The organism is Olleya sp. 1-3, from assembly GCF_002836085.1.
GTDB classification, from domain to species: Bacteria; Bacteroidota; Bacteroidia; order Flavobacteriales; family Flavobacteriaceae; genus Olleya; species Olleya namhaensis.
On the sequence record NZ_PJBW01000004.1, the window covers coordinates 157,907 to 179,552 of the forward strand.

Annotated in this window: 19 protein-coding genes; 9 read left to right on the plus strand and 10 right to left on the minus strand. The window is 33.7% G+C overall.

The window, feature by feature from the left end; all coding sequences use genetic code 11:
- Window positions 1–27: 27 nt before the first annotated feature.
- Both CXF54_RS05975 and recA read right to left on the minus strand, forming a co-directional pair.
- On the minus strand, window positions 28–429 hold the full coding sequence (locus tag CXF54_RS05975) for a hypothetical protein (RefSeq protein WP_090837274.1): 402 nt from the start codon (window positions 427–429) through the stop codon (window positions 28–30).
- Window positions 430–529: 100 nt separating this feature from the next.
- The gene (gene recA, locus CXF54_RS05980) at window positions 530–1,534 is read right to left on the minus strand and encodes a recombinase RecA (protein ID WP_090837275.1); all 1,005 of its coding nucleotides are present in this window, start codon (window positions 1,532–1,534) and stop codon (window positions 530–532) included.
- 494 nt (window positions 1,535–2,028) lie between these two features.
- Here recA and CXF54_RS05985 point away from each other — a divergent pair, with 494 nt between their 5' ends.
- On the plus strand, window positions 2,029–3,096 hold the full coding sequence (locus CXF54_RS05985) for a rhodanese-related sulfurtransferase (RefSeq protein ID WP_101202844.1): 1,068 nt from the start codon (window positions 2,029–2,031) through the stop codon (window positions 3,094–3,096).
- Window positions 3,097–3,661: 565 nt separating this feature from the next.
- Here the strand turns inward: CXF54_RS05985 and CXF54_RS05995 are convergent.
- Both CXF54_RS05995 and CXF54_RS15925 read right to left on the minus strand, forming a co-directional pair.
- Window positions 3,662–4,057 carry a hypothetical protein gene (locus CXF54_RS05995; protein ID WP_101202846.1) on the minus strand — a complete coding sequence of 132 codons (396 nt, stop codon included), beginning with the start codon at window positions 4,055–4,057 and terminating at the stop codon, window positions 3,662–3,664.
- A gap of 3 nt (window positions 4,058–4,060) precedes the next feature.
- Window positions 4,061–4,531: a DUF6973 domain-containing protein gene (locus tag CXF54_RS15925; RefSeq protein WP_410503939.1), complete on the minus strand. Its 471-nt coding sequence runs from the start codon at window positions 4,529–4,531 to the stop codon at window positions 4,061–4,063.
- A 424-nt stretch (window positions 4,532–4,955) separates the two neighbouring features.
- On the opposite strand from CXF54_RS15925, the gene CXF54_RS06005 reads away from it, so the two are divergent.
- From CXF54_RS06005 to CXF54_RS06030, 6 genes are all read left to right on the plus strand, one after another.
- Window positions 4,956–6,278 carry a stage 0 sporulation family protein gene (locus tag CXF54_RS06005; protein ID WP_101202848.1) on the plus strand — a complete coding sequence of 441 codons (1,323 nt, stop codon included), beginning with the start codon at window positions 4,956–4,958 and terminating at the stop codon, window positions 6,276–6,278.
- Window positions 6,265–6,747, plus strand: a complete 483-nt coding sequence (locus CXF54_RS06010) for a gliding motility lipoprotein GldH (RefSeq protein ID WP_101202849.1) — start codon at window positions 6,265–6,267, stop codon at window positions 6,745–6,747. The genes CXF54_RS06005 and CXF54_RS06010 overlap by 14 nt, the downstream gene beginning before the upstream one ends.
- A gap of 65 nt (window positions 6,748–6,812) precedes the next feature.
- Complete coding sequence (locus CXF54_RS06015; RefSeq protein ID WP_101202850.1) at window positions 6,813–9,164, plus strand: penicillin-binding protein 1A; 2,352 nt, start codon at window positions 6,813–6,815, stop codon at window positions 9,162–9,164.
- Window positions 9,165–9,254: 90 nt separating this feature from the next.
- A complete protein-coding gene (locus tag CXF54_RS06020) occupies window positions 9,255–9,956 on the plus strand; it encodes a CoA transferase subunit A (RefSeq protein ID WP_090837387.1) in 702 nt (233 codons plus the stop codon).
- A 47-nt stretch (window positions 9,957–10,003) separates the two neighbouring features.
- Complete coding sequence (locus CXF54_RS06025; protein WP_101202851.1) at window positions 10,004–10,657, plus strand: CoA transferase subunit B; 654 nt, start codon at window positions 10,004–10,006, stop codon at window positions 10,655–10,657.
- Window positions 10,658–10,699: 42 nt separating this feature from the next.
- Entirely contained in the window at window positions 10,700–11,323 is a 624-nt protein-coding gene (locus tag CXF54_RS06030) for a hypothetical protein (protein WP_101202852.1), read from the plus strand.
- 261 nt (window positions 11,324–11,584) lie between these two features.
- Here the strand turns inward: CXF54_RS06030 and CXF54_RS06035 are convergent, their stop codons facing one another.
- Window positions 11,585–13,273, minus strand: a complete 1,689-nt coding sequence (locus tag CXF54_RS06035) for an ABC transporter ATP-binding protein (RefSeq protein ID WP_101202853.1) — start codon at window positions 13,271–13,273, stop codon at window positions 11,585–11,587.
- Between the two features lie 180 nt (window positions 13,274–13,453).
- Between CXF54_RS06035 and CXF54_RS06040 the strand changes: the two genes are divergently transcribed.
- Together CXF54_RS06040 and CXF54_RS06045 are read left to right on the plus strand one after the other, a co-directional pair.
- Window positions 13,454–16,114, plus strand: coding sequence for a GEVED domain-containing protein (locus tag CXF54_RS06040; protein WP_101202854.1), 2,661 nt, complete (start codon window positions 13,454–13,456; stop codon window positions 16,112–16,114).
- Window positions 16,115–16,362: 248 nt separating this feature from the next.
- Entirely contained in the window at window positions 16,363–17,505 is a 1,143-nt protein-coding gene (locus CXF54_RS06045; protein WP_101202855.1) for a fibrinogen-like YCDxxxxGGGW domain-containing protein, read from the plus strand.
- A 33-nt stretch (window positions 17,506–17,538) separates the two neighbouring features.
- Here the strand turns inward: CXF54_RS06045 and CXF54_RS06050 are convergent, their stop codons facing one another.
- Genes CXF54_RS06050 through CXF54_RS06070 form a run of 5 tightly spaced genes read right to left on the minus strand, consistent with a single transcriptional unit; the run spans window position 17,539 to window position 21,541 of the window.
- Entirely contained in the window at window positions 17,539–18,252 is a 714-nt protein-coding gene (locus CXF54_RS06050) for a 3'-5' exonuclease (RefSeq protein ID WP_101202856.1), read from the minus strand.
- Window positions 18,253–18,257: 5 nt separating this feature from the next.
- A complete protein-coding gene (locus CXF54_RS06055) occupies window positions 18,258–19,421 on the minus strand; it encodes a serine hydrolase domain-containing protein (protein ID WP_101202857.1) in 1,164 nt (387 codons plus the stop codon).
- 52 nt (window positions 19,422–19,473) lie between these two features.
- Window positions 19,474–19,992 carry a DUF4442 domain-containing protein gene (locus CXF54_RS06060; RefSeq protein ID WP_090837287.1) on the minus strand — a complete coding sequence of 173 codons (519 nt, stop codon included), beginning with the start codon at window positions 19,990–19,992 and terminating at the stop codon, window positions 19,474–19,476.
- Window positions 19,992–20,465 (minus strand): methylated-DNA--[protein]-cysteine S-methyltransferase, encoded by a 474-nt coding sequence (locus CXF54_RS06065; RefSeq protein ID WP_101202858.1) that lies wholly within the window; start codon window positions 20,463–20,465, stop codon window positions 19,992–19,994. The genes CXF54_RS06060 and CXF54_RS06065 overlap by 1 nt, the downstream gene beginning before the upstream one ends.
- 2 nt (window positions 20,466–20,467) lie before the next feature.
- Entirely contained in the window at window positions 20,468–21,541 is a 1,074-nt protein-coding gene (locus CXF54_RS06070; RefSeq protein ID WP_101202859.1) for a CNNM domain-containing protein, read from the minus strand.
- Window positions 21,542–21,646 lie beyond the last annotated feature (105 nt).

Here is a 21,646-nt window from a genome sequence, read left to right on the forward strand (position 1 = left end):
TTGGATATCGTATTAATTAGTATTTTATTATTGTACAGGTATTTCCATGGTTAAATAAATATCATTTCCTTCATCATCTTCTCCTTGCCAAAATTTAAAAACATAGGTTTCGGAATTGTTAACTACAAAATTAAACGACTTTTCCATTTCTAAATCAACCGTTTCGCAGCTGGTATTATCAAGCACAGAGTTAATAACTGCAACAGTTCTAGTATTGCCATCCTTGACATAATATAAGTCGTAAAAGGAGTGACACGTTGTTGGTTTTGTGTAATTTAAGTCTATTTGATAAGTTTGTCCTTCTTGGAAGTATTCAGGCATGGAGGCACTATCTATTGGTAGGGTCTCTAGGTGCATATTTTGCTCTTGGTCATCTAAGCTACAGGACAAGACAATTAACATTGTCAAAGCGGTTAAAAGCTTTTTCATTTTTTGTAAACTAAATATTTGTTATTAAATAGATGCTTAAATTATTAAAAGGTTGCGTCTTAAACCAAAAAAAATCCCGATATAATCGGGATTTTTAATTTTAGATACTTTCTTTAATAGCTATTTTAATTTTTTCTTCCAGCTCGTCAAACAGTTCTGGATTGTCTTTTATAATTAGTTTAACAGCATCACGTCCTTGACCTAATTTGGTCTCTCCGTAACTAAACCATGAACCACTTTTTTTAATGATTTCTTTTTCTACAGCAACATCTAATATTTCACCTACTTTACTAACACCTTCTCCATACATGATGTCAAATTCTGCCATTCTAAAAGGTGGAGCAACTTTGTTTTTTACAACTTTTACTCTAGTTTTATTACCTAATACAGCTCCGTTACTATCCTTGATTTGTGTAGATCTTCTAATATCTAATCTTACAGAAGCATAAAACTTTAAAGCGTTACCACCCGTTGTTGTTTCTGGATTACCAAACATTACACCAATTTTTTCACGTAATTGGTTAATAAATATTACTGTACAATTAGTTTTGCTAATAGAGGCAGTTAACTTTCTTAAGGCTTGAGACATTAAACGTGCGTGTAATCCCATTTTAGAGTCACCCATTTCGCCTTCAATCTCTGCTTTTGGAGTTAATGCAGCAACAGAATCGACTACAACAATATCAATTGCACCCGATCTAATTAAATTGTCAGCAATTTCTAAAGCTTGCTCTCCGTTATCAGGCTGAGAAATAATAAGATTATCAATATCAACACCTAATTTTTCAGCATAAAATCTATCAAAAGCATGTTCTGCATCAATAAATGCAGCAATACCTCCAGCTTTTTGTGCTTCTGCAATGGCATGAAGCGTTAATGTTGTTTTTCCAGAAGATTCTGGACCATATATTTCTATAACTCTACCTCTTGGGTAACCACCAACTCCTAATGCAATATCTAAACCTAAAGATCCCGATGGGATAGCCTCTACATCAACAACAGCAGCATCACTCATTTTCATTACCGTACCTTTTCCGTAGGCTTTGTCTAATTTGTCTAAGGTTAATTGTAATGCTTTTAGCTTTGCTTCTTTCTCTTTACTCATACGTCAAGTTTTATTAAAAAAATTTTTCTATGCTAAAATACTACTTTTTTAAAGAATTTTAATTTTCTCACGCAACCTTTTTAAAGTTTTTGCATCTACTTATTGAAGTGGAAAAGATATGCTATGAAAAAGAAAATTTAATCCGCTTTTAAAAATGTTAATCCTTTAAATTTTAAGGGTATGAAATATTTAAAAAAGTTAGTACACACAAAAACATTAGGCGTTTCAGTTGCTATTTTTATTAACAGCAGCTGTAAAGCCGATGGAGGTTAGCTCGGGATATTGTTTAATACATTAAATTAAATAGTAATAACGAGTTAGTCTATTAAAAGTCCTTTGCAAAGCGTAAAGGACTTTTTTTTGGCCCTTTTTTATTAAAATAAGATATTTGATGTCGTGTTTTAAATGGCTATAAGTGGTTAACAACTTGCTTATTTCAACAAAAACAATACCTTTGCAAAAACTTTTTATTAACACTTAAAACTAAGTATAGCATGCAACTGTACAACAAATTAAGCGCTATTGAAAGAGCAGAACTTATTGAAAAAGCTGGGAAAGACCGTTTGACGTTGTCTTTTTATCAGTATGCTCGCATTAGCAATCCACAAGAATTAAGAGATCAACTATTTATCAAATGGGATAGTCTAGACGTTTTAGGACGTATATATATCGCAACGGAAGGGATTAATGCCCAATTGTCTTTACCGGCAGATAGTTTTGACGCTTTTAAAATCCATTTAGATAGTATTGATTTTTTAAAAGATGTTAGACTTAACATTGCTGTAGAGCAAGACAACATGTCTTTTTTAAAGCTTAAAGTCAAAGTTCGTGATAAAATAGTAGCGGACGGTTTAAATGATGACACGTTTGATGTTACCAACAAAGGGGTACATTTATCAGCAAAAGACTTTAATGAGATGTTAGCTAATCCAAACACGGTGTGTGTGGATATGCGTAATCATTACGAAAGCGAAATTGGACATTTTGATGGTGCAGTAACACCAGATGTAGACACGTTTAGAGAATCTTTAGATATTATTGAAGCGGATTTAAGAGAACATAAAGAGGAAAAAAACCTGCTAATGTATTGTACAGGCGGTATACGTTGCGAAAAAGCAAGTGCCTATTACAAACACAAAGGTTTTAAAAACGTGTATCAGTTAGAAGGTGGTATTATTGAATACACTAGACAGGTAAATGAAGAAGGTATTGACAATAAATTTATCGGTAAAAACTTTGTTTTTGACGAGCGTCGCTCAGAAAAAATCAGTGACGATGTTATTGCTAAATGCCACCAATGCGGTACGTCATGCGATGCACATGTTAACTGTGCCAATGATGCCTGTCATTTATTATTTATCCAATGTGATAATTGTAAAGCAGAAATGGATAATTGTTGTTCTACAACCTGTAAAGAAATACACGCATTGCCTTTTGAAGAGCAGAAAGAATTAAGAAAAGGGCAAGGTAATAGTAATGATATCTTTAAAAAAGGACGTGCAGATCATTTACCGTATAAAAAGGATTTACGTAATATATTTGAGACTTTTAAAAAAGAATAGAATAAAAAAACGCCAACTAAAAAGCTGGCGTTTTTTTTATTATAATTTTTTAAGTATAAATTTAGTTTGTCTATCATAAATATAAAAGAGCGTTCTCAAATTTATATTCCATTTCAAAATTAATATCATCTTTAAGAGTAATATTAATTTTTTTATCTAAGAGGTTGGTTTTATATTTCCCATACTGCGTAATTTTGGACTCTGTTTTTTGAGTGTAAATTCCACCGGGGCTAAACTCCATAACATTATTTGAATAAACTGTTTTAGCAACTTTAATATATTCATCTATCATTAAAGAGTCCTTTATTGTCTCTTTTAATGTTTTTTATAATTAGATTATTAAACCCATTTTTGATTTCGTGTTATTTGATAAATTAAAATCTACTCCGTATTTACACTAAATGAATAATAAAATTCCAATAAATAATAGTTTTTTCATTAGTGTATAGGCATTAAAAGTTTGTAGGTGATATTGGTGATATCACTCAAACCATGATGTCCATCATTTGATTCTAAAGTTAGTGGGTTATTCCAGAAAGAAATTCCTGCAATATAATATCCGGAACTAAAAACTAAATTCAATTTTTAATTTTCCATTAACACTTTTATTTTTACCATAAGGCTTAATACATAATCTATCAGATTTAGGGTTCTCATATCTCAAATCAAGAGCCATATCATTTCTATCTTTAAATTTAGTATAACTAATCAGACCAATTTGCTTAGGTAATAAAATAGAATGACCTATTAAAATTGTATCTGAAATATTATTTTCAATAATTGAAATTTTTCTTTCAAAAAATAAAGTGTCATTATTCTTTTTATGAAAGAAAAAACATTTTTCTTGACTAATATTTTCAAACTTAATTGTTTTAATAATATTATGTTTTTTGTCTTGTTTTATATTACAAGAAAAAAAACATAATATTATTAGTACTATTGTTAAAATTTTATGATTCATAATTTAAGGTAAATCGGTTGCAATAAGTTGCGTTAAAGATATGATACCGTTCAGGCAATTTAGGCAATCTTGCACACCATCATTGTTAATATCATATCTTGGAGAAAGAGAAAAGTCTAAAGGATTTAAATATAGTATATTTCCTTCTAAATGAGTTTGGTAGACTAGATTTGACAATTCTTCATTTGAAGCAAAAAATCCAGCTTCATCACCGATATTTAAACCTACTTCATTATTAAATAAATCCATCTCTTTTTCTATTATTAAAATTTCAGGAGTTTCTGTTTCGTGAGCATTAGCAAAGCGCTTAGCTAATCTTTTTCCTATTTCAGCAGCATTTAAAGCATTAAAAAAAGCATGTCGGAAGGCGTCAGATTTATCATTTAATCCATTATTATCAAATCTGTTTACGGTTTCGGTTTCAGCTATAGGCTTATTCCCTTTAATAATAAAATGGCGAATGTTGATAAAAATAGTTTAAAAATTTGTTTTGATTTTTTCATTTTGAATTAAATAAATTTTAGTTACGAATTAAATTATTGTAATAGGGTTTAAAATTCAAAAAAAAAAAACGACTTGACAAAACTATTTTTTAATAAATCCTGCAGTTTATCGAAAAAGAGGTCTTTTGCCAAGTTGTCACTGTGGTTAAAACCGCAATTGACTTAAAAATTAAGTCTTTATAACAAAATAGATGTAATTAATTGTTTTTTTAGAAAAGTATAAAACTTTTAAAAACACGATAATTACTATCGTTTTTTTTATGTTTTAAAGTCAGACAAATAATCTTATCTTTACAAATTAGCAAGAGTTGAGGTTTGCTTACGCAGAAACAACTAATTATTAATCTTCATCTTTAGGGTAACACCTTAAGATTCAATATATACACATAAATAGTATGGCTTGTCAAAGTTGCGCTACAGGAAAAGACGGACAACCAAAAGGTTGTAAAAATAACGGAACATGTGGTACAGATAGTTGCAATAAATTAACCGTTTTTGATTGGTTAGCAAATATGTCTGTTCCAAATGGCGAAAAACCATTTGATTGGGTGGAGGTTCGTTTTAAAAACGGACGTAAACATTATTATCATAACGCAGAAAATTTAACCTTAAGTATCGGAGATATTGTTGCCACTCAGGCGCAATCAGGACATGATATTGGTATGGTTACCCTTACGGGCGAATTAGTGCGTGTTCAAATAAAACGTAAACGAATAGATACTAAAAACGATATTTTAAAAATCTATCGTAAAGCCTCTCAAAAAGATATAGATATCTGGAGCGAAGCACGTGACAAGGAAGAGCCTATGAAGGTTAAAGCACGTCAATTTGCTATCGATTTAAAACTTCAGATGAAAATCTCTGATATAGAGTTTCAAGGTGATAGTAGTAAAGCAACCTTTTATTACACAGCTGAAGAGCGCGTGGATTTTAGAGAGCTTATTAAAATATACGCAAGAGAGTTTAGAATACGTATAGAAATGAAACAAGTCGGTTTCCGCCAGGAAGCGTCTAGACTTGGTGGTATTGGTTCTTGTGGTCGCGAACTATGTTGTTCTACTTGGTTAACAGATTTTAGATCTGTAAGTACAAGTGCCGCACGTTACCAACAATTATCACTTAATCCTCAAAAATTAGCAGGGCAATGCGGTAAACTAAAATGCTGTTTAAATTACGAGTTGGATTCGTATTTAGATGCCTTAAAAGCATTCCCAAAAGCAGACACCAAATTATATACAGAAAAAGGAACTGCAGTTTGTCAAAAAACAGACATTTTTAAAGGGCATATGTGGTATGCTTATGAAGGAGAATGGATGAATTGGCACCTAATTACTACAGATCAAGCTAGCGAAATTATTGCAATTAATAAAAAAAGAGAAAAAGTTGCAAGCCTTGAAGAATACGCGGTTGACTTGGTAGAAGACGAGAAAACAGAGTTTGAAAATGTAGTTGGTCAAGATAGTTTAACACGTTTTGATAGTCCAAAAGGCAATAAAAAACGTAAAAACAATAGAAGCCGAAATAAAAAGCCGGTTCAGAACAAGGTTGAGGCTAAAAATAACAACACGAATGCTAGTAAAGGGAATACTGCTAATAAAAGCAATACGCCAAAAGCTAAAAATCAAGCCAATAGTGCAAAGCCTAAGCCTAGGCCAAAACGTAAACCAAACAAAAGGAAACCAGAAAACAATAACAATAAACCTAATGAGAGTAAGTAGAATTGTAGTTGTTTTATTTTTGATTGTATTGTCTTCTTGCGATTCTAAAGCAGTCTTTGACGAGTATAAAAGCGTCTCTACTTCTTGGAATAAAGAAGATGTAGTACAGTTTAAAATAAACGCACCAGACTCTATTAAACCGTATAATTTGTTTGTAAACGTTAGAAACACCAACGCTTACAAATACAATAATTTATATTTAATTGTTCAAATGGATTTTCCTCACGGTAAAACAGTAACGGATACATTAGAATATAAAATGACAGAGAAAAATGGCGAATGGCTAGGTCAAGGTTTGTCTGCTGTTAAAGAAAACAAGTTGTGGTATAAAGATGGGGTTGTTTTTAACGAAGACGGGACGTATACTGTAAGCATCCAACAGGCTATGAGAGGTAGTGGAGAGGTTAATGGTGTTGTTAGTCTAGAAGGTATTACAGATGTTGGGTTTAGAATAGAAAAAACAGAGTAAAATAGTGTCACACACAGACATAATTTAGTCAAAGTGTATATTTAAAAGAGATATTAAAAGTTAGTATGGCAAAAGCAAAAAAAGCAGAAGTAGTAGGTTTCGAAAAATATATCAGATGGTTTTGGATATTATTTTTAGGAGGTATACTGTCAATAGTGTTGTTCTTTTTATTAGCATCTTGGGGTGCTTTAGGTAAATTACCAGATCACACACAATTGGAAAACCCTAAAACAAATTTAGCTACAGAAATTATTTCGTCTGACGGAAAAACATTGGCTAAGTTTTATTTTAATGATAATAGGACGCCTGTGCCTTTTAATGAGCTGCCTAGCCATTTGGTTGAAGCTTTAATAGCTACTGAAGATGCAAGGTATTATGAGCATTCTGGTATTGATGGACGTGGTACGCTTCGTGCAATTTTAAAGCCAGGAAGTGGTGGTGCAAGTACAATTTCTCAGCAGTTAGCAAAGCAATTGCTACATGGTGAAGGGTCAACTAATATTTTTACGCGTATTATTCAAAAAGCTAAAGAGTGGGTTATTGCAATTCGTTTGGAACGTCAATACACTAAAGAAGAAATTATAGCACAGTATTTTAATATTTATGATTTTGGTAATAACGGTGACGGAATTCGTTCTGCTTCAAATATTTATTTCAACAAAGAGCCAAAAGATTTAAGTATTAAAGAGTCGGCAATGTTAGTTGGGATGTTTAAAAACTCTTCGTTTTACAATCCAATTCCTTCAAGAAATCCAGTAGGTGTAAAAAATAGACGAAATGTGGTATTGTACCAGATGGAAAATTATGGTTTTATTTCTAAAGAAGTAAAAGATTCGTTACAAAAAACAGAATTAGATTTAAGGTTTTCGCCGCAAACACACCGTACAGGAACTGCAACTTATTTTAGAGAATATCTAAGAGCTTTTATGAAAGATTGGATGAACGATCCAAAAAACAGAAAGCCAGATGGAAGTAAGTATGATATAAATAGCGATGGTTTAAAAATCTACACAACTATAGACTCGCGTATGCAAAAATATGCAGAGTTAGCGGTTGCTAGGCATATGCCAAGATTGCAAGCAGAATTTTTTGTGCAAAACACACCAGAACGTAATAAGACTACGCCATTTTTAGATTTAGATAATGACGAGATTGATAAGCTTTTAAAAACAGCTATGCGTCGTGGAGAGCGTTGGAGACTCTTGAAAAAAGCGGGTAAAAGCGTTAAAGAGATTGAGGCTTCTTTTTACGAACCAACGAAAATGACGGTTTTTAAATGGGAAAAAGATGGAAGGCCTAGTGAGGTTGATACAATCATGAAGCCTATAGATTCTATGCGTTATTACAAGTCTTTTTTACATCCAGGAATGATGAGTATGGATCCGCAAACAGGACATGTTAAAGCATGGGTTGGGGGTATGAATTATAGACACTTCCAATATGATCACGTAAAACAAGGGAAGCGTCAAGTGGGGTCTACATTTAAGCCTTTTGTTTATGCAACTGCTATTAACCAATTACACATGTCGCCATGCGATAAATTACCATTAGCGCCAATAACTATTGAGGCTAACAAATATGGTAATCCAGAACCGTGGACACCAACAAATGATGGTGGTGATTATGATGGAGAGGTAACGTTAAAGAAGGCTTTAGCAAACTCTGTTAACACAATTACGGCTAGATTAATGGATAAGGTTGGTCCACAACCAGTAGCAGAATTAGCTAAAAATTTAGGAATTACTTCAGATATTCCATTAGTACCATCTATTGCTTTAGGGACGCCAGATATTAGTGTTTACGAAATGGTAGGTGCATATTCGGCATTTGCTAATCAAGGAGTTTATACTAAGCCGGTTATGATAACCACAATAGTGGATAAAAACGACACCGTTTTATATCAATTTGTTCCAGAGACTAAAGATGTATTAAGCGAAGAGTCGGCGTATGTAACTGTTAAGCTAATGCAAGGTGTGGTAGAGTCTGGTTCAGGAGGTCGTTTAAGAGGTAAGTGGCGTGCAAATTTACCAATGTATAAAGAAATTATTACGGGATATCCATATGAGCTTAATAATCCAATAGCTGGTAAAACAGGGACCACTCAAAATCAATCAGATGGTTGGTTTATGGGTATGGTACCAAATTTAGTGACTGGTGTTTGGGTTGGTGCAGAAGATAGAGCGGTTCATTTTAAAGGGATAGCCTATGGTCAAGGGGCATCTATGGCGCTTCCTATTTGGGGGATGTACATGAAGAGCTGCTATGAAGATGAAACTTTAGAAGTGTCTAAAGCAGATTTTATCAAACCTAAAGATTTAAGTATTGAAGTTGATTGTGAGAATTATAATCCAGATGAAGGAGATGGTGAAGAAGGAGTATCACCAGAAGACGATATTCCAGACGAACTAGAGTTTTAATTACCTTTTTAGTTTAAAAAAATAAAAGCCATTCATAACAGAATGGCTTTTTTATTTCTTAAATTTAAACCACAAAAAATTAGAAAAATAATGATTCTAAAAACAGTTAATTCAGTTTCAGATGCGCTAGAAGGTGTACAGGATAATATGACGTTTATGCTAGGTGGTTTTGGGCTAAGCGGTATTCCTGAAAATGCTATTGCAGAGCTTGTAAAGCTTAATGTTAAAGGCGTGACTTGTATTTCAAATAATGCAGGAGTGGACGATTTTGGTTTAGGTTTATTGCTTCAAAAGAAGCAAATAAAAAAAATGGTATCTTCTTACGTTGGAGAAAATGATGAGTTTGAAAGACAGATGTTGTCTGGAGAATTGGATGTGGAGTTAATTCCGCAAGGGACTTTGGCAGAACGTTGTCGTGCTGCTCAAGCAGGTTTTCCTGCTATTTTTACACCAGCAGGTTATGGGACAGAAGTGGCAGAAGGAAAAGAAACTAGAGAATTTGATGGTAAAATGTATGTATTAGAGCATGCGTTTAAAGCCGATTTTGCTTTTGTAAAAGCTTGGAAAGGAGATGCTGCAGGTAATTTAATTTTTAAAGGAACTGCAAGAAATTTTAACCCGTGTATGGCTGGAGCAGCAAAAATTACAGTCGCTGAGGTAGAGCATTTAGTGCCTGTTGGCGAATTAGATCCAAATCAAATTCATATTCCAGGGATATTTGTACAGCGTATTTTTCAAGGTGAGAAATATGAGAAAAGAATCGAGCAAAGAACGGTTCGTACTAAAGAATAAATTTTAATAATTTTCTGCTTAAGCAGAAATTACAAAAAGAAAATAACATGCTTGACAAAACAGGAATAGCAAAACGTATTGCACAGGAAGTGCAAGATGGTTACTACGTTAACTTAGGGATTGGAATCCCAACTTTAGTGGCTAATTATGTACGTAACGATATAGAAGTAGAGTTTCAATCTGAAAACGGAGTATTAGGTATGGGGCCTTTTCCTTTTGAAGGCGAAGAAGATGCTGATATTATAAATGCAGGTAAACAAACCATAACAACGTTACCTGGTGCTAGCTTTTTTGATAGCGCGACTAGCTTTGCAATGATACGTGGGCAACATGTAGATTTAACTATTTTAGGAGCAATGGAAGTTGCCGAAAATGGAGATATTGCCAATTGGAAAATACCTGGTAAAATGGTTAAAGGTATGGGGGGTGCAATGGATTTAGTAGCTAGTGCCGAAAATATTATTGTGGCTATGATGCATACTAATAGAGCAGGCGAATCAAAATTACTTAAAAAATGTAGTTTACCTTTAACAGGTGTTGGTTGCGTAAAAAAAGTAGTCACTAACCTAGCAGTGCTAGAAGTAACAGATAAGGGTTTTAAGTTGTTAGAACGTGCGCCTGGTGTATCTGTAGAGGATATTCAAAACGCAACAGAAGGAACATTGATTATTGAGGGAGATATTCCTGAAATGAATTTGTAATAGTAGTAACATTGTTATTACATTTTAATACAAAATAGATTTATGCGCATAAAAACGTTAGCCAATCAATATGTAGATTATAATTATGTTGCTGAGAGGAATCATGATTTAATTGAAGATCGTTTTTTAAGAAACACAACAATTGCATTAGACTTTTTAGTGAAGACTAGCGCGCTTACCATTACGTTTGAAGAAGACGAACAAGTACAGAGGGTTGACGTTATTGATGTTTTAGTAGCAGATGTAGTAAATAATATAACAATTATTCCGGCTCAAAAAAACGCATATAGTCCTAGTCATAATACCGTTTTATTTTATGATACACATGGTGTAGTTTTTAGAAAAAATCATAAAAAGAAATGGTTTACACGTAATAAAGGATATAATTCTCCGGTCTCTTTATTATCACATGAGCTAATACATTGCTATAATGAGTTGTATGATACGGAAGATTATCATCACAGAAAAAAGGATCATTCTTCTAAAGGGGAAAAAGTTGATATGGATGGACGCGACTTGTCGTTTCCAAATGCAGAGGAGGTCTTTGTTATAAAAATGACCAATCAGGTGGCCTCAAGATTAGGTGAGGATAGAAGATCTAACTATGGTAGAAGTTATTATCCAACACGTGGCGTATTAACGATTAAGAAGGCTAAAAAAGGGTAAATGTTAAAATAAAGTGTATTTAATCGAATAATTACGCTTTTTGACTGATAAATTTAAAAAGAGATTGTATGTTTACAATCCCAAACCAAACCATTAAAACTAACCAAAGTCTAAAAGACCAAATCTGTTTTTAATACTTTTTTGTTTCAAATTTATCAAAAACCTAACCTACTTATGTTTTTTAAAAATTTTAAAAGTGGATTAAAAAATGCTGTTAATTTTACTAGCAGCATTTTTTATTTAACTAAAAAACTATTTATGCTATAAGCCTTTAGGGATTGCATTAATTAGCTTTTTTGTATATGCTTTTTTAGGTGTGTTGTAAATGATATCAGCATCATCTAATTCTTCAATTTGACCTTTACTCATTACTAATAGTTGGTCACTCATATATTTTACTACTGCCAAATCATGAGAGATAAATATATAAGTAAATCCAAAGTTGTCTTTCAATTCGTTTAAAAGATTTAATACTTGTGCTTGAACTGATATGTCTAATGCGGACACAGACTCATCACAGACTATTAATTTAGGTTGTAATGCAATAGTACGTGCTATTCCAATACGTTGTCTTTGTCCTCCAGAAAACTCATGTGGATATCTGTTAAAAGCAGTGTCGTCCAAACCAACACGGTTTAATATTTCTAAAGTTTTATCTCGTCTTTCTATTTCTGAAGCATATAACTTATGGACCTTCATGGGTTCCATAATGGCATTTCCAATGGTTATTCTTGGATTTAAGGAGGCGTAAGGATCTTGAAAGATAATTTGTATATCTTTTCTAATGGCTATAGTTTCAGCTTTAGTTAAGTGGGTTATATCTTGTCCTTTATATAATATTTGACCTTTTGTTGCTTTGTCTAGTAATAATATGGCGTTTCCTAAGGTAGATTTGCCACAGCCAGACTCGCCAACCAAGCCAAGTGTTTCGCCTTCATATACATTAAAACTAACGTTGTTTACTGCTTTAAAAGTTTCCGCTTTAGCGAAAAAACCAGATTTAGAGAGGTATTCTTTTTCAAGATTAATAACTTGAAGTAATGGTGGTTTTGAGTATATTTTTTCATGCTGTACTTTACGCATGTCACTGGTAATTATAGTATTAGAAACGGTGTTGTTTAATACGTCTGTAATAGTTGGTAACGTTTTTAGACGCACGTGTAATGATGGTCGCGACGTTATAAGTGCTTTTGTGTAGCTATGTTCTGGATGTTTAAAAATGGTATCTACTGTATTTTGTTCTACAATTTCACCTTTGTACATCACTAAAACGCGATTTGCGATTTCAGAAATTAAACTTAGATCATGAGTTATAAAAATAATACTCATTTTGGTTTCTGCTTGAAGCGCTTTTAGAAGACTAATAATTTCTTTTTGTACTGTTACATCTAAAGCAGTTGTAGGCTCATCAGCGATAAGTAATTGTGGTTTACATGCAATTGCCATAGCAATCATGACACGTTGTTTTTGACCTCCAGAAATTTCATGCGGATAGGCTTTATAAACCCGTTCTGGATTTGGTAATTTTACTTTTTCTAATAAAAAGAGTGTTTCTGCTTTAACTTGTTTTTTTGTTAATGTGGTGTGCTGAAATAGGATTTCTTCTACTTGCTTTCCGCAGGTCATCGATGGGTTTAAAGAACTCATAGGTTCTTGAAAAATCATTGCTATTTTTTGTCCTCGAATGGTTTGGAACTGCTTGCTGTTTAATTGGGTTAAATCTTGGTTATTAAACGTGATGCTTCCTGATGTGATTTTAGAAATACGTTTTGGCAGCAAGCCTAATATGGCTAAAGATGATACGGATTTACCAGATCCTGACTCGCCAACAATACCAACAATTTCATTTTTGTATACTTGATAAGAAATGTTTTTAATGATGGTTTTGTATGACTTTTCGTTTTTAAAGTCAATAGAGAGGTGCTCTATATTTAGTAAAATGTCGCTCATATAGGGTAAAAGTAATTAATTTCTTTCAATTGATTGTGGGTTAAACCACACATAAAGTCGAATGGTATTTTTTAGGTTGTTTTTAATCGAATAATTATTAATACGATGTTTTATTGTTTAAATTATTATAATTTTCACAATAATTTAACAGTATATAGTCTAATCCATTAAACTATTAGTATGAAAAAAACAATTACTTTATCATTATTAAGTTTTTTATTGACATTTTCAGTTTTTGCTCAGCAGAAACGAAATTGTTCTTCCATGGAAAACTTAGAATACAGAAAACAGCTTGATCCAAATTTATCACAAAGAATGGATCAAATAGAAGCTTTTACTCAGCAAAAAATTGCAGAAAATCAAAATGCTAGAGTAGACGGCAGTATAATTACTATTCCAGTGGTTATTCATGTCCTTTATAGAAACAGCACAGAAAATATTAGTGTGGCCCAAATACAGTCACAATTAGATGTGTTAAATGAAGATTTTAGACGTACAAATCCTGATGCAGATAATACGTGGTCACAGGCTGCAGATACGCAAATTGAGTTTTGCTTATCTACTGTGGATCCAAACGGAAATACAACAACGGGTATAACCAGAAAGCAAGTGACACGACAAGATTGGGGGACTTCAGACGATATGAAAAGGACGTCTACAGGTGGTGTAAATCCATGGGATACTACGGAGTATTTAAATATGTGGATTGTGCCTCAAATGCTTAGCCAAGGAGGGACTATTTTAGGTTATGCACAATTTCCTGGAGGTAGTACTGCTACTGACGGTGTGGTTATGGCTTATAATTATTTTGGACGTGTTGGTAATGTGTCTGCTCCTTTTGATGGAGGACGTACAACAACACATGAGGTTGGGCATTATTTAAATTTACGACACATTTGGGGTGACTCAAACTGTGGTAATGATTTTGTAAGTGATACGCCAACACATCAAACTTCAAATGGCGGGTGTCCTACTGGACAAGTGTCTTGTAGCTCTACGGATATGGTTCAGAATTATATGGATTATACTAATGACTCTTGTATGAACTTATTTACGCAAGGACAAAAATCACGTATGCGTGCTGTATTAGATGCAGGAGGTGTAAGACGCGCTTTAGCATTGTCTGATAAGTGTGGTGGAAGTGTAACAACGCCTACATGTACAGATGGTGTTCAAAATGGAGATGAAACTGGTGTTGATTGTGGTGGTTCTTCTTGTACACCATGTAGCACAGGACCACAATATTGTGCGTCTCAAGGAAACAGTGTCAATGACGAATATATTAGTCGTGTGCAAGTTGGATCTATAAACAATACTTCTGGAGCTCAGTTATATTCAGATTTTACAAGTGTATCTACTAACCTTACCAAAGGGGCTACAAATACAATTACAATTACGCCAACTTGGACAGGAAGTACTTATGCAGAAGGATATGCGGCATGGATAGATTATAATAATGATGGAGACTTTACAGACTCAGGAGAACAAGTGTTTTCTAAAGCAGCGTCTTCAGTAACACCTGCAAGCGGAACATTTACAGTGTCTACAAGTGCAGTTACTGGAAGTACTAGATTACGTGTGGCTATGAAGTATAATGGTGTGCCAACTTCATGCGAGGCTTTTTCGTATGGAGAAGTAGAAGACTATACGGTAAATATCGTTGCTGGAGTTGCAGATACGGTTAAGCCAGTTATTACATTGGTGGGTGCAGCAACAATTAATTTAACAGTTGGTGATGCTTATAGTGAGCTTGGAGCAACTGCTTCAGATAATATAGATGGAAATTTAACGTCTAGTATAGTTGTTACAGGGACGGTTAATACAAATACAGCAGGAACTTACACAAGAAACTATAATGTAAGTGATGCAGCAGGGAACCAAGCTAATCAAGTATCAAGAAGTATTGTTGTAAGTCCAGCGACTACAACAGGATGTTCTGGTGCAATTACTTCTTTTCCTTATTCTGAAGGATTTGAATCTGGTTTTGGATCTTGGACGCAAGGTAGCAGTGATGATTTTGATTGGACAAGAAGAAGTGGATCTACACCTTCAAGTAATACAGGACCATCAAGTGCTAGTGAGGGATCACAATATGTATATATGGAGTCTTCTGCGCCAAACTTTTCTACAAAGCGTGCTATTTTAGAGTCACCTTGTTATAATTTATCAGGGGTGACTAATGGTAGCTTTAATTTTAAATACCACATGTACGGAGCAACCGCAATGGGGAGTTTGAGTTTAGCGGTAAGTACAAATAATGGTGCCTCTTGGACAGCTATTTGGTCATTATCTGGTAACCAAGGAAATGCTTGGTCAGATGCTACAGTAGACTTGTCATCTTATTCAGGTAGTACTATTAAATTAAGATTTGATGGTACAACGGGGACAACTTGGCAAGGAGATATGGCAATAGATGCTGTCTCATTATCAAACGGAACAACATCTGCAGATAAATGTGCAGGAGTTTCAGAATATGTAAGTGGACAGTCTTATAGTACAGGAGATCAGGTAACGTATTTTGATACGTTGTATGAAAGAACAGCAAGTGGATGGACTAATTTAGGGGCTTGTGGTACAGCAAGAGCTATAGATGGCGGTTTTGTACAACACTTAGGTGTTTCTCTATCTGTGTATCCAAATCCTGTAAAAGGTGAAACATTATTTGTTAAGGCCAACATAGATAACTTACCTTTTACGGTAGTAAATATGCTAGGACAACAAGTAGTAAAAGGTATTACATCGTCAAGCGGAATTAGTGTCGGAAAGCTAGAAGCGGGATTATATTTAATTCAGTTTGAAGTGAATGATACTATCGAAACTAGAAAATTTTTAAAGCAGTAATAATAATTAATCCCTTTAATCAACCAATTGTATTGTTAAAAGACCTCAACGAAAGTTGAGGTCTTTTTTTTGTGGATAAAAAAATAATTTAATATTATTTTTAGTGTTTGATTTTTAGTGACTTATGTTTTTTTTTTGAAAGAATAAAACGATAATTCACCCATTATTTTTTGTAGGGCTTTTCTCTTAATTATATAAAAGTATTTATTTAGTCTTATATTTGATAGGATAAAATATTATCCCTTAAAATGCAAAAGTTTACTTACTCAGTAATAATGACGTTGATTTGTACTTATTATTGTTTCCCTCAAGTTGGAATAAATACCACTAGTCCAGATCCATCGGCAATTTTACATGTCGAGTCTTCCTCTCAAGGATTTTTACCGCCTAGAATGACAAGCTTACAAAGAGATGCTATTGTGTCTCCTACAGAAGGCTTGTTTATTTATAATTTGGATAGCAATTGTTTTCAGTTTTATAAAGGAACGTCATGGTCGGGGTGTTTAGGAGAATCTCCTGCCAATTCGTTAGATTGTAGTTCGGTTACATTTAATGGTGCTTTCTTAACAGGTAGTCCTTTAAATGCAAGTAATACACTAACTATAGATGTGCTTGTTAATGTTATTGAGTCCTATACAATTAGTACTAATACTGTTAATGGGTATAGTTTTTCAGGATCAGGAGTGTTTACTTCTGTTGGGTTAAATACTATAACACTTTCAGGTACAGGTACTCCTATTGCAGAACAGATGGATAATTTTACAATTACTTTTGCAAATACTGGTGACACTTGCAGCGCAGATGTAACAGTGTCAACGGTTTTAACCAGTTGTCTTGCGTACTTAAATGCTGGATTTACTACCGATGGTGTGTATACTATAGATCCTGATGGGGCTGGTACAAATCCGGCTTACGATTGTTATTGTGATATGACCAATGACGGTGGGGGTTGGACTTTAGTGTTTAACCATAATACAGCAGGTGGTTATTGGGCAAGTGATACGGAAGCTAGCGAGTTTAACGTGGCTATACCTAGTTTGACAACAAGCAAATATTCTATTTTAAGTAAATTAGATGAAATAAAAAATGCTGCTGCTTACGAGTTTAGATTGCATTATCCTACGTTGGGTTTAACTAATCATTGGAGTCAGACTTTTGATCCTAGAAGTGGCGCTTTAGCAACCAATCCAGTAACGGGATATGTTGGAATAGATATAGAAATGACTAATAATAGTTGGGGAGGATTGGAACTTTCTGGAGGAAGCACTTATTTAGATGGTAGTGTAAATAGTGGTAGTTGGTTTTATTCTATTGGTAGTGTAAACCCATGGGGAGGTGGTCTTCCTTCTAACTCAACACCTGTTAATAGGGTTCAGCTATTTGTAAGATAAGTTACGCTTTATTTTTTTAAGATTATAAATGTTTTACACATGTATAATTTCATTATCATTTAAAATTGAATCACCTCGTAAGCGTAAAAATATTTGCGCTACAGCAATGGTGTCTTTTTCGCAATAAATAATAATGCGATCAATATCGTTGTCTTCGTAATACGTTTTATAAACTTCACTACCATCAATATCATCTTTAGGAGAAGGGATACCTAAAACGTTGGTCATTAATTTTAAAGACGTGTAGGTTTTATAATCACCAAACTTCCATAGTTCCATGGTGTCTAAATGTGGTATTTCCCATGGTTTTTTACCAAAAAGGTTTAATTTATAAGGTAATTCTATAGTATGGATAATCATACGTCTAGCTATGTATGGAAAATCAAATTCCTTACCATTGTGCGCACAAAGTAAATGTTTGGCTTGGCTAAAGTGAGAAATTAATAAATTTTTAAAATCTATTAATAGCTTGCGTTCTTCTCCATAAAAAGACGTTGTTCTAAATAATCTTGTATCCCCTTGAAAAGTAAAGTATCCGACAGATATGCAGACAATTTTTCCAAATTCGGCCCAAATACCAGCACGGTTATAAAATTCTTCTGCTGTAAACTCTTCCTTACGTTGATAACGTGATTTAGCATCCCAAAGGTCTTGTTTGGTTTTGTCTAAATCAGAGAAATGTTGTGTTTCTGGAACTGTTTCTATATCCAGAAATAATATATTTTCTAGGTTGAGTTTGGTAATCATCTTATTTATTTTTTTGTAGACATATCCAACATTTTATAAGCTTCATCTATATACAATGAAATATCATTTGTAAACACGCCAATACCTGCGTCGGCTGATTTTTGATGCCCCAAACGTACAATAATAACATTGTCGTCAGGTTGCACAATAACGTATTGCCCAAGGTGTCCACGCATCATATAAAAATCTTTGTTGTTTTGGTTTTTTAACCACCACCCGTAACCATATTCAGGACTAGATGGAAAACGTGGTTTTAAAGATTTTGCTACAAAAGCCGAGTCTAATATTTGTTGTCCATTCCATTTTCCATGATCTTTATATAGTTTTCCAAATCGCGCAAAATCTTTAGCATTACTAGCTATACAACAATAGGCTTTGACTAAATCGTCTTCTGCACTATCTAATTGCCATAATGTTGGGTTTTCACTACCTAAAGGCTTCCAGAAGCTTTCAGTTAAATAATTATACATTTTTTTACCCGTTGCTTTTTCTATAACCATAGCTAACATTTGTGTGTCTCCACTAGCGTATTTAAAAGCTTGACCAGGCGCTGTAACCACTTTTAAGCCATTCATTACCTTTTGTAAATCATCGTCAAAGTAAGCACGTGTTGTAATAGATAAAGGTGAGTAGTAGGCCTCGTCCCAATTAGTTCCGGATGCCATACTTGATAAATCACCAACTGTCATTTTTGCAGCATCACCATCGCAAAAAGCAGGTAGAAAATCGCACACCGGTTGGTCTAAACTTTTTATGTAACCGTCCATTATAGCCTTACCCGTTAGGCCGGAAACATAACTCTTAGCCATAGAAAAAGAGTTGGATTTAGAATCTTTATTATAGCCATCATAATAGTTTTCAAACCAGATACTATCATTTTTAATAATTACGTAAGCTACTGTTCCGTAATCTTTATTGGCTTTTTGCAATATTGAAGTTTCTGTTGTTGTATTATAGTTTTCATGATTTGGCCAAGGTTGAGGTGTTCCGTTTTGAATAACTTGGTTATCAAATTTTTTGTAATCGTCCAAAAAAGCAGTGGTATGTCCACGCATATAAATGGTGCGTACAGCTTTAATTAGGTAGTCTGTATCTGTTATGTAAAGTGTTGCGATTACTATCCCAAAAAGTACGGCAAGTACTTTTAAAAGCTTTTTTATAAATTTCATTTAGTTGTTTAGTTTAGAAACTAAATATAATCAAAATATAAATTACAGCTAATTACTTGGCTTGTCTTGAGGCTTGTTTTTGTTTGTAGTAAGCTTTTTCTGCCACGTATATTGTTTTGGAGAACTCGGCAATAATTTCCGCTTTAGCGTTAACTAATTGCATAGTTTTCTCTAAATCAAATTGTTGCTTGGTTTTAACTTGTTGTTTTATGTCTTCTATTTCTTCAGGAGTAAAAACAAATTCGCCATAAATAGTTCCTTTTCCGGGACGTTTATATTTTGCAGTAACTGCTTTGTCCCAAACCACATAATCGTTACCTAATATTTGAATTAGTTGTATCATGTAAATAGGGTCCGTTGCAGATAGCATGCTTCCGCCAAACATTGAACCAGCGTAATTACGGTTTTTCCAATTTAGTTTTAATCTGATTTTTACGTAATGTAAATCATCACTAACTTCAACCAGTTTAGCAGTAGTACGTCTATACATTGGCGACCAGTTAAACCCATATTTATAGATGTTTGCGGGTTTTATAAAACGAGTTAAAAATGTGGTTGCAACCTTATACATTAAAAAAGGGATTGTTGTTTATATGGACTTTCATGATCTAATAACCATTGTTTACGGTGTAGTCCTCCAGCATAGCCTGTCAAGCTTCCATCAGTGCCAATCACACGGTGACAAGGTATAATTATCCAAAGTGGATTTTTGCCATTAGCATTGGCTACAGCGCGTATTGCTTTGACGTCTCCTAATTGCTTAGATAGTTTAAGGTAGGATGTTGTTTTACCATGCGGAATGGTTTGTAAAGCGTCCCAAACACGATTTTGAAACACAGTGCCTTTTGGGTTTAGCTTTAAGCTGAATTGCTCTCGTGTGCCTTCAAAATATTGGTTAAGTTGAAGCACACAGTCAGCGAGTGTTTTTGGTATGTTTTTGGATATTTGTTCTTCAGAATTTAAAACAATAACTGATGTAATACCATCTAAATCACCTGTAATTTTTGTAAAACCTAAAGGTGATTTGATGATGCATGTTTCCATTGTTATTCTGGACTGTTTTCGTCAATAATACCTAGCTTTTTAGCACGTGCTTCCCAGCTTTTTCTAGCTAAATTTTGTAGGTCACTTACGTTATCACTTTCGTCCATAATTTCCATACCTAAAAGTGTTTCAATAACATCTTCCATGGTTACAATTCCGCTTACAGAACCGTATTCATCTACTACTAAAGCCATATGGTTTCTAGTTTCGACAAGTTGTTCAAATAAGGTTGGGATTGCTAGATTTCGGTCTACAATTATAATGTCTCTTTTTAATTCGACTAACTTTTTAGAGCCATTACCTAAGGCCATTTCCTTAAACACTTCGTCTTTTAAAACTAATCCTTTGATATTATCTTCTGTTTCAGAATACACAGGGATTCTTGAAAAACGAAGGTTCATGTTTCTATTAAAAAAATCTTCGACTGTCGTGCTTTCGTTTTCAGATAACATTACCGTACGAGGCGTCATTACATTTTTAGCAAAAACTTCTTTAAAGGTTAGTAAGTTTTTAATTATTCGGCTTTCATTACCTTCAAAAACACCTTCTTCGTGCGCCATGTCTGCCATAACTAAAAAGCCTTCGCGACTTAAAACACTACCATGACCTTTACCACCAATTAGTTTGGTTGTTAATTGCATTAACCACAATAAACCTGTCCATTTTAAAGGAAAAATTAAGATATTAAGTGCGGTTGTTGTAAAACCGGCTAAGCTTTTCCAGTAGGTTGCACCAATTGTTTTTGGTATAATCTCAGAAGCTACTAATATTAAAATGGTCATTACAGCCGAAACTATAAAAACACCATAACCATCACTACTTCCATAAAGTCCTTCAGCTTCCTTACCAACTAAAATTGCACCAACAGTGTGGGCAATTGTGTTTAGTGTTAAAATAGCAATTAAAGGTCTGTCAACATCTTTTTTTAATTCTTCCAAATTAGCTGCAAATGCTTTGCCTTCCTGCTTTTTAAGATTTATAAATGTAGGTGTAACACTTAGTAATACGGCTTCTAAAATAGAGCATAAAAAGGAGAAAAAGATAGATATAACTCCGTAAAATAGTAATAATCCCATGGATTGGTTTTTAATTAATGTGTTGCGAATTTACGATAATAATTTAACAACATCCTTTGCAAAATAACTTGCAATTATGTCTGCTCTAAAATCCTTAAAATATCT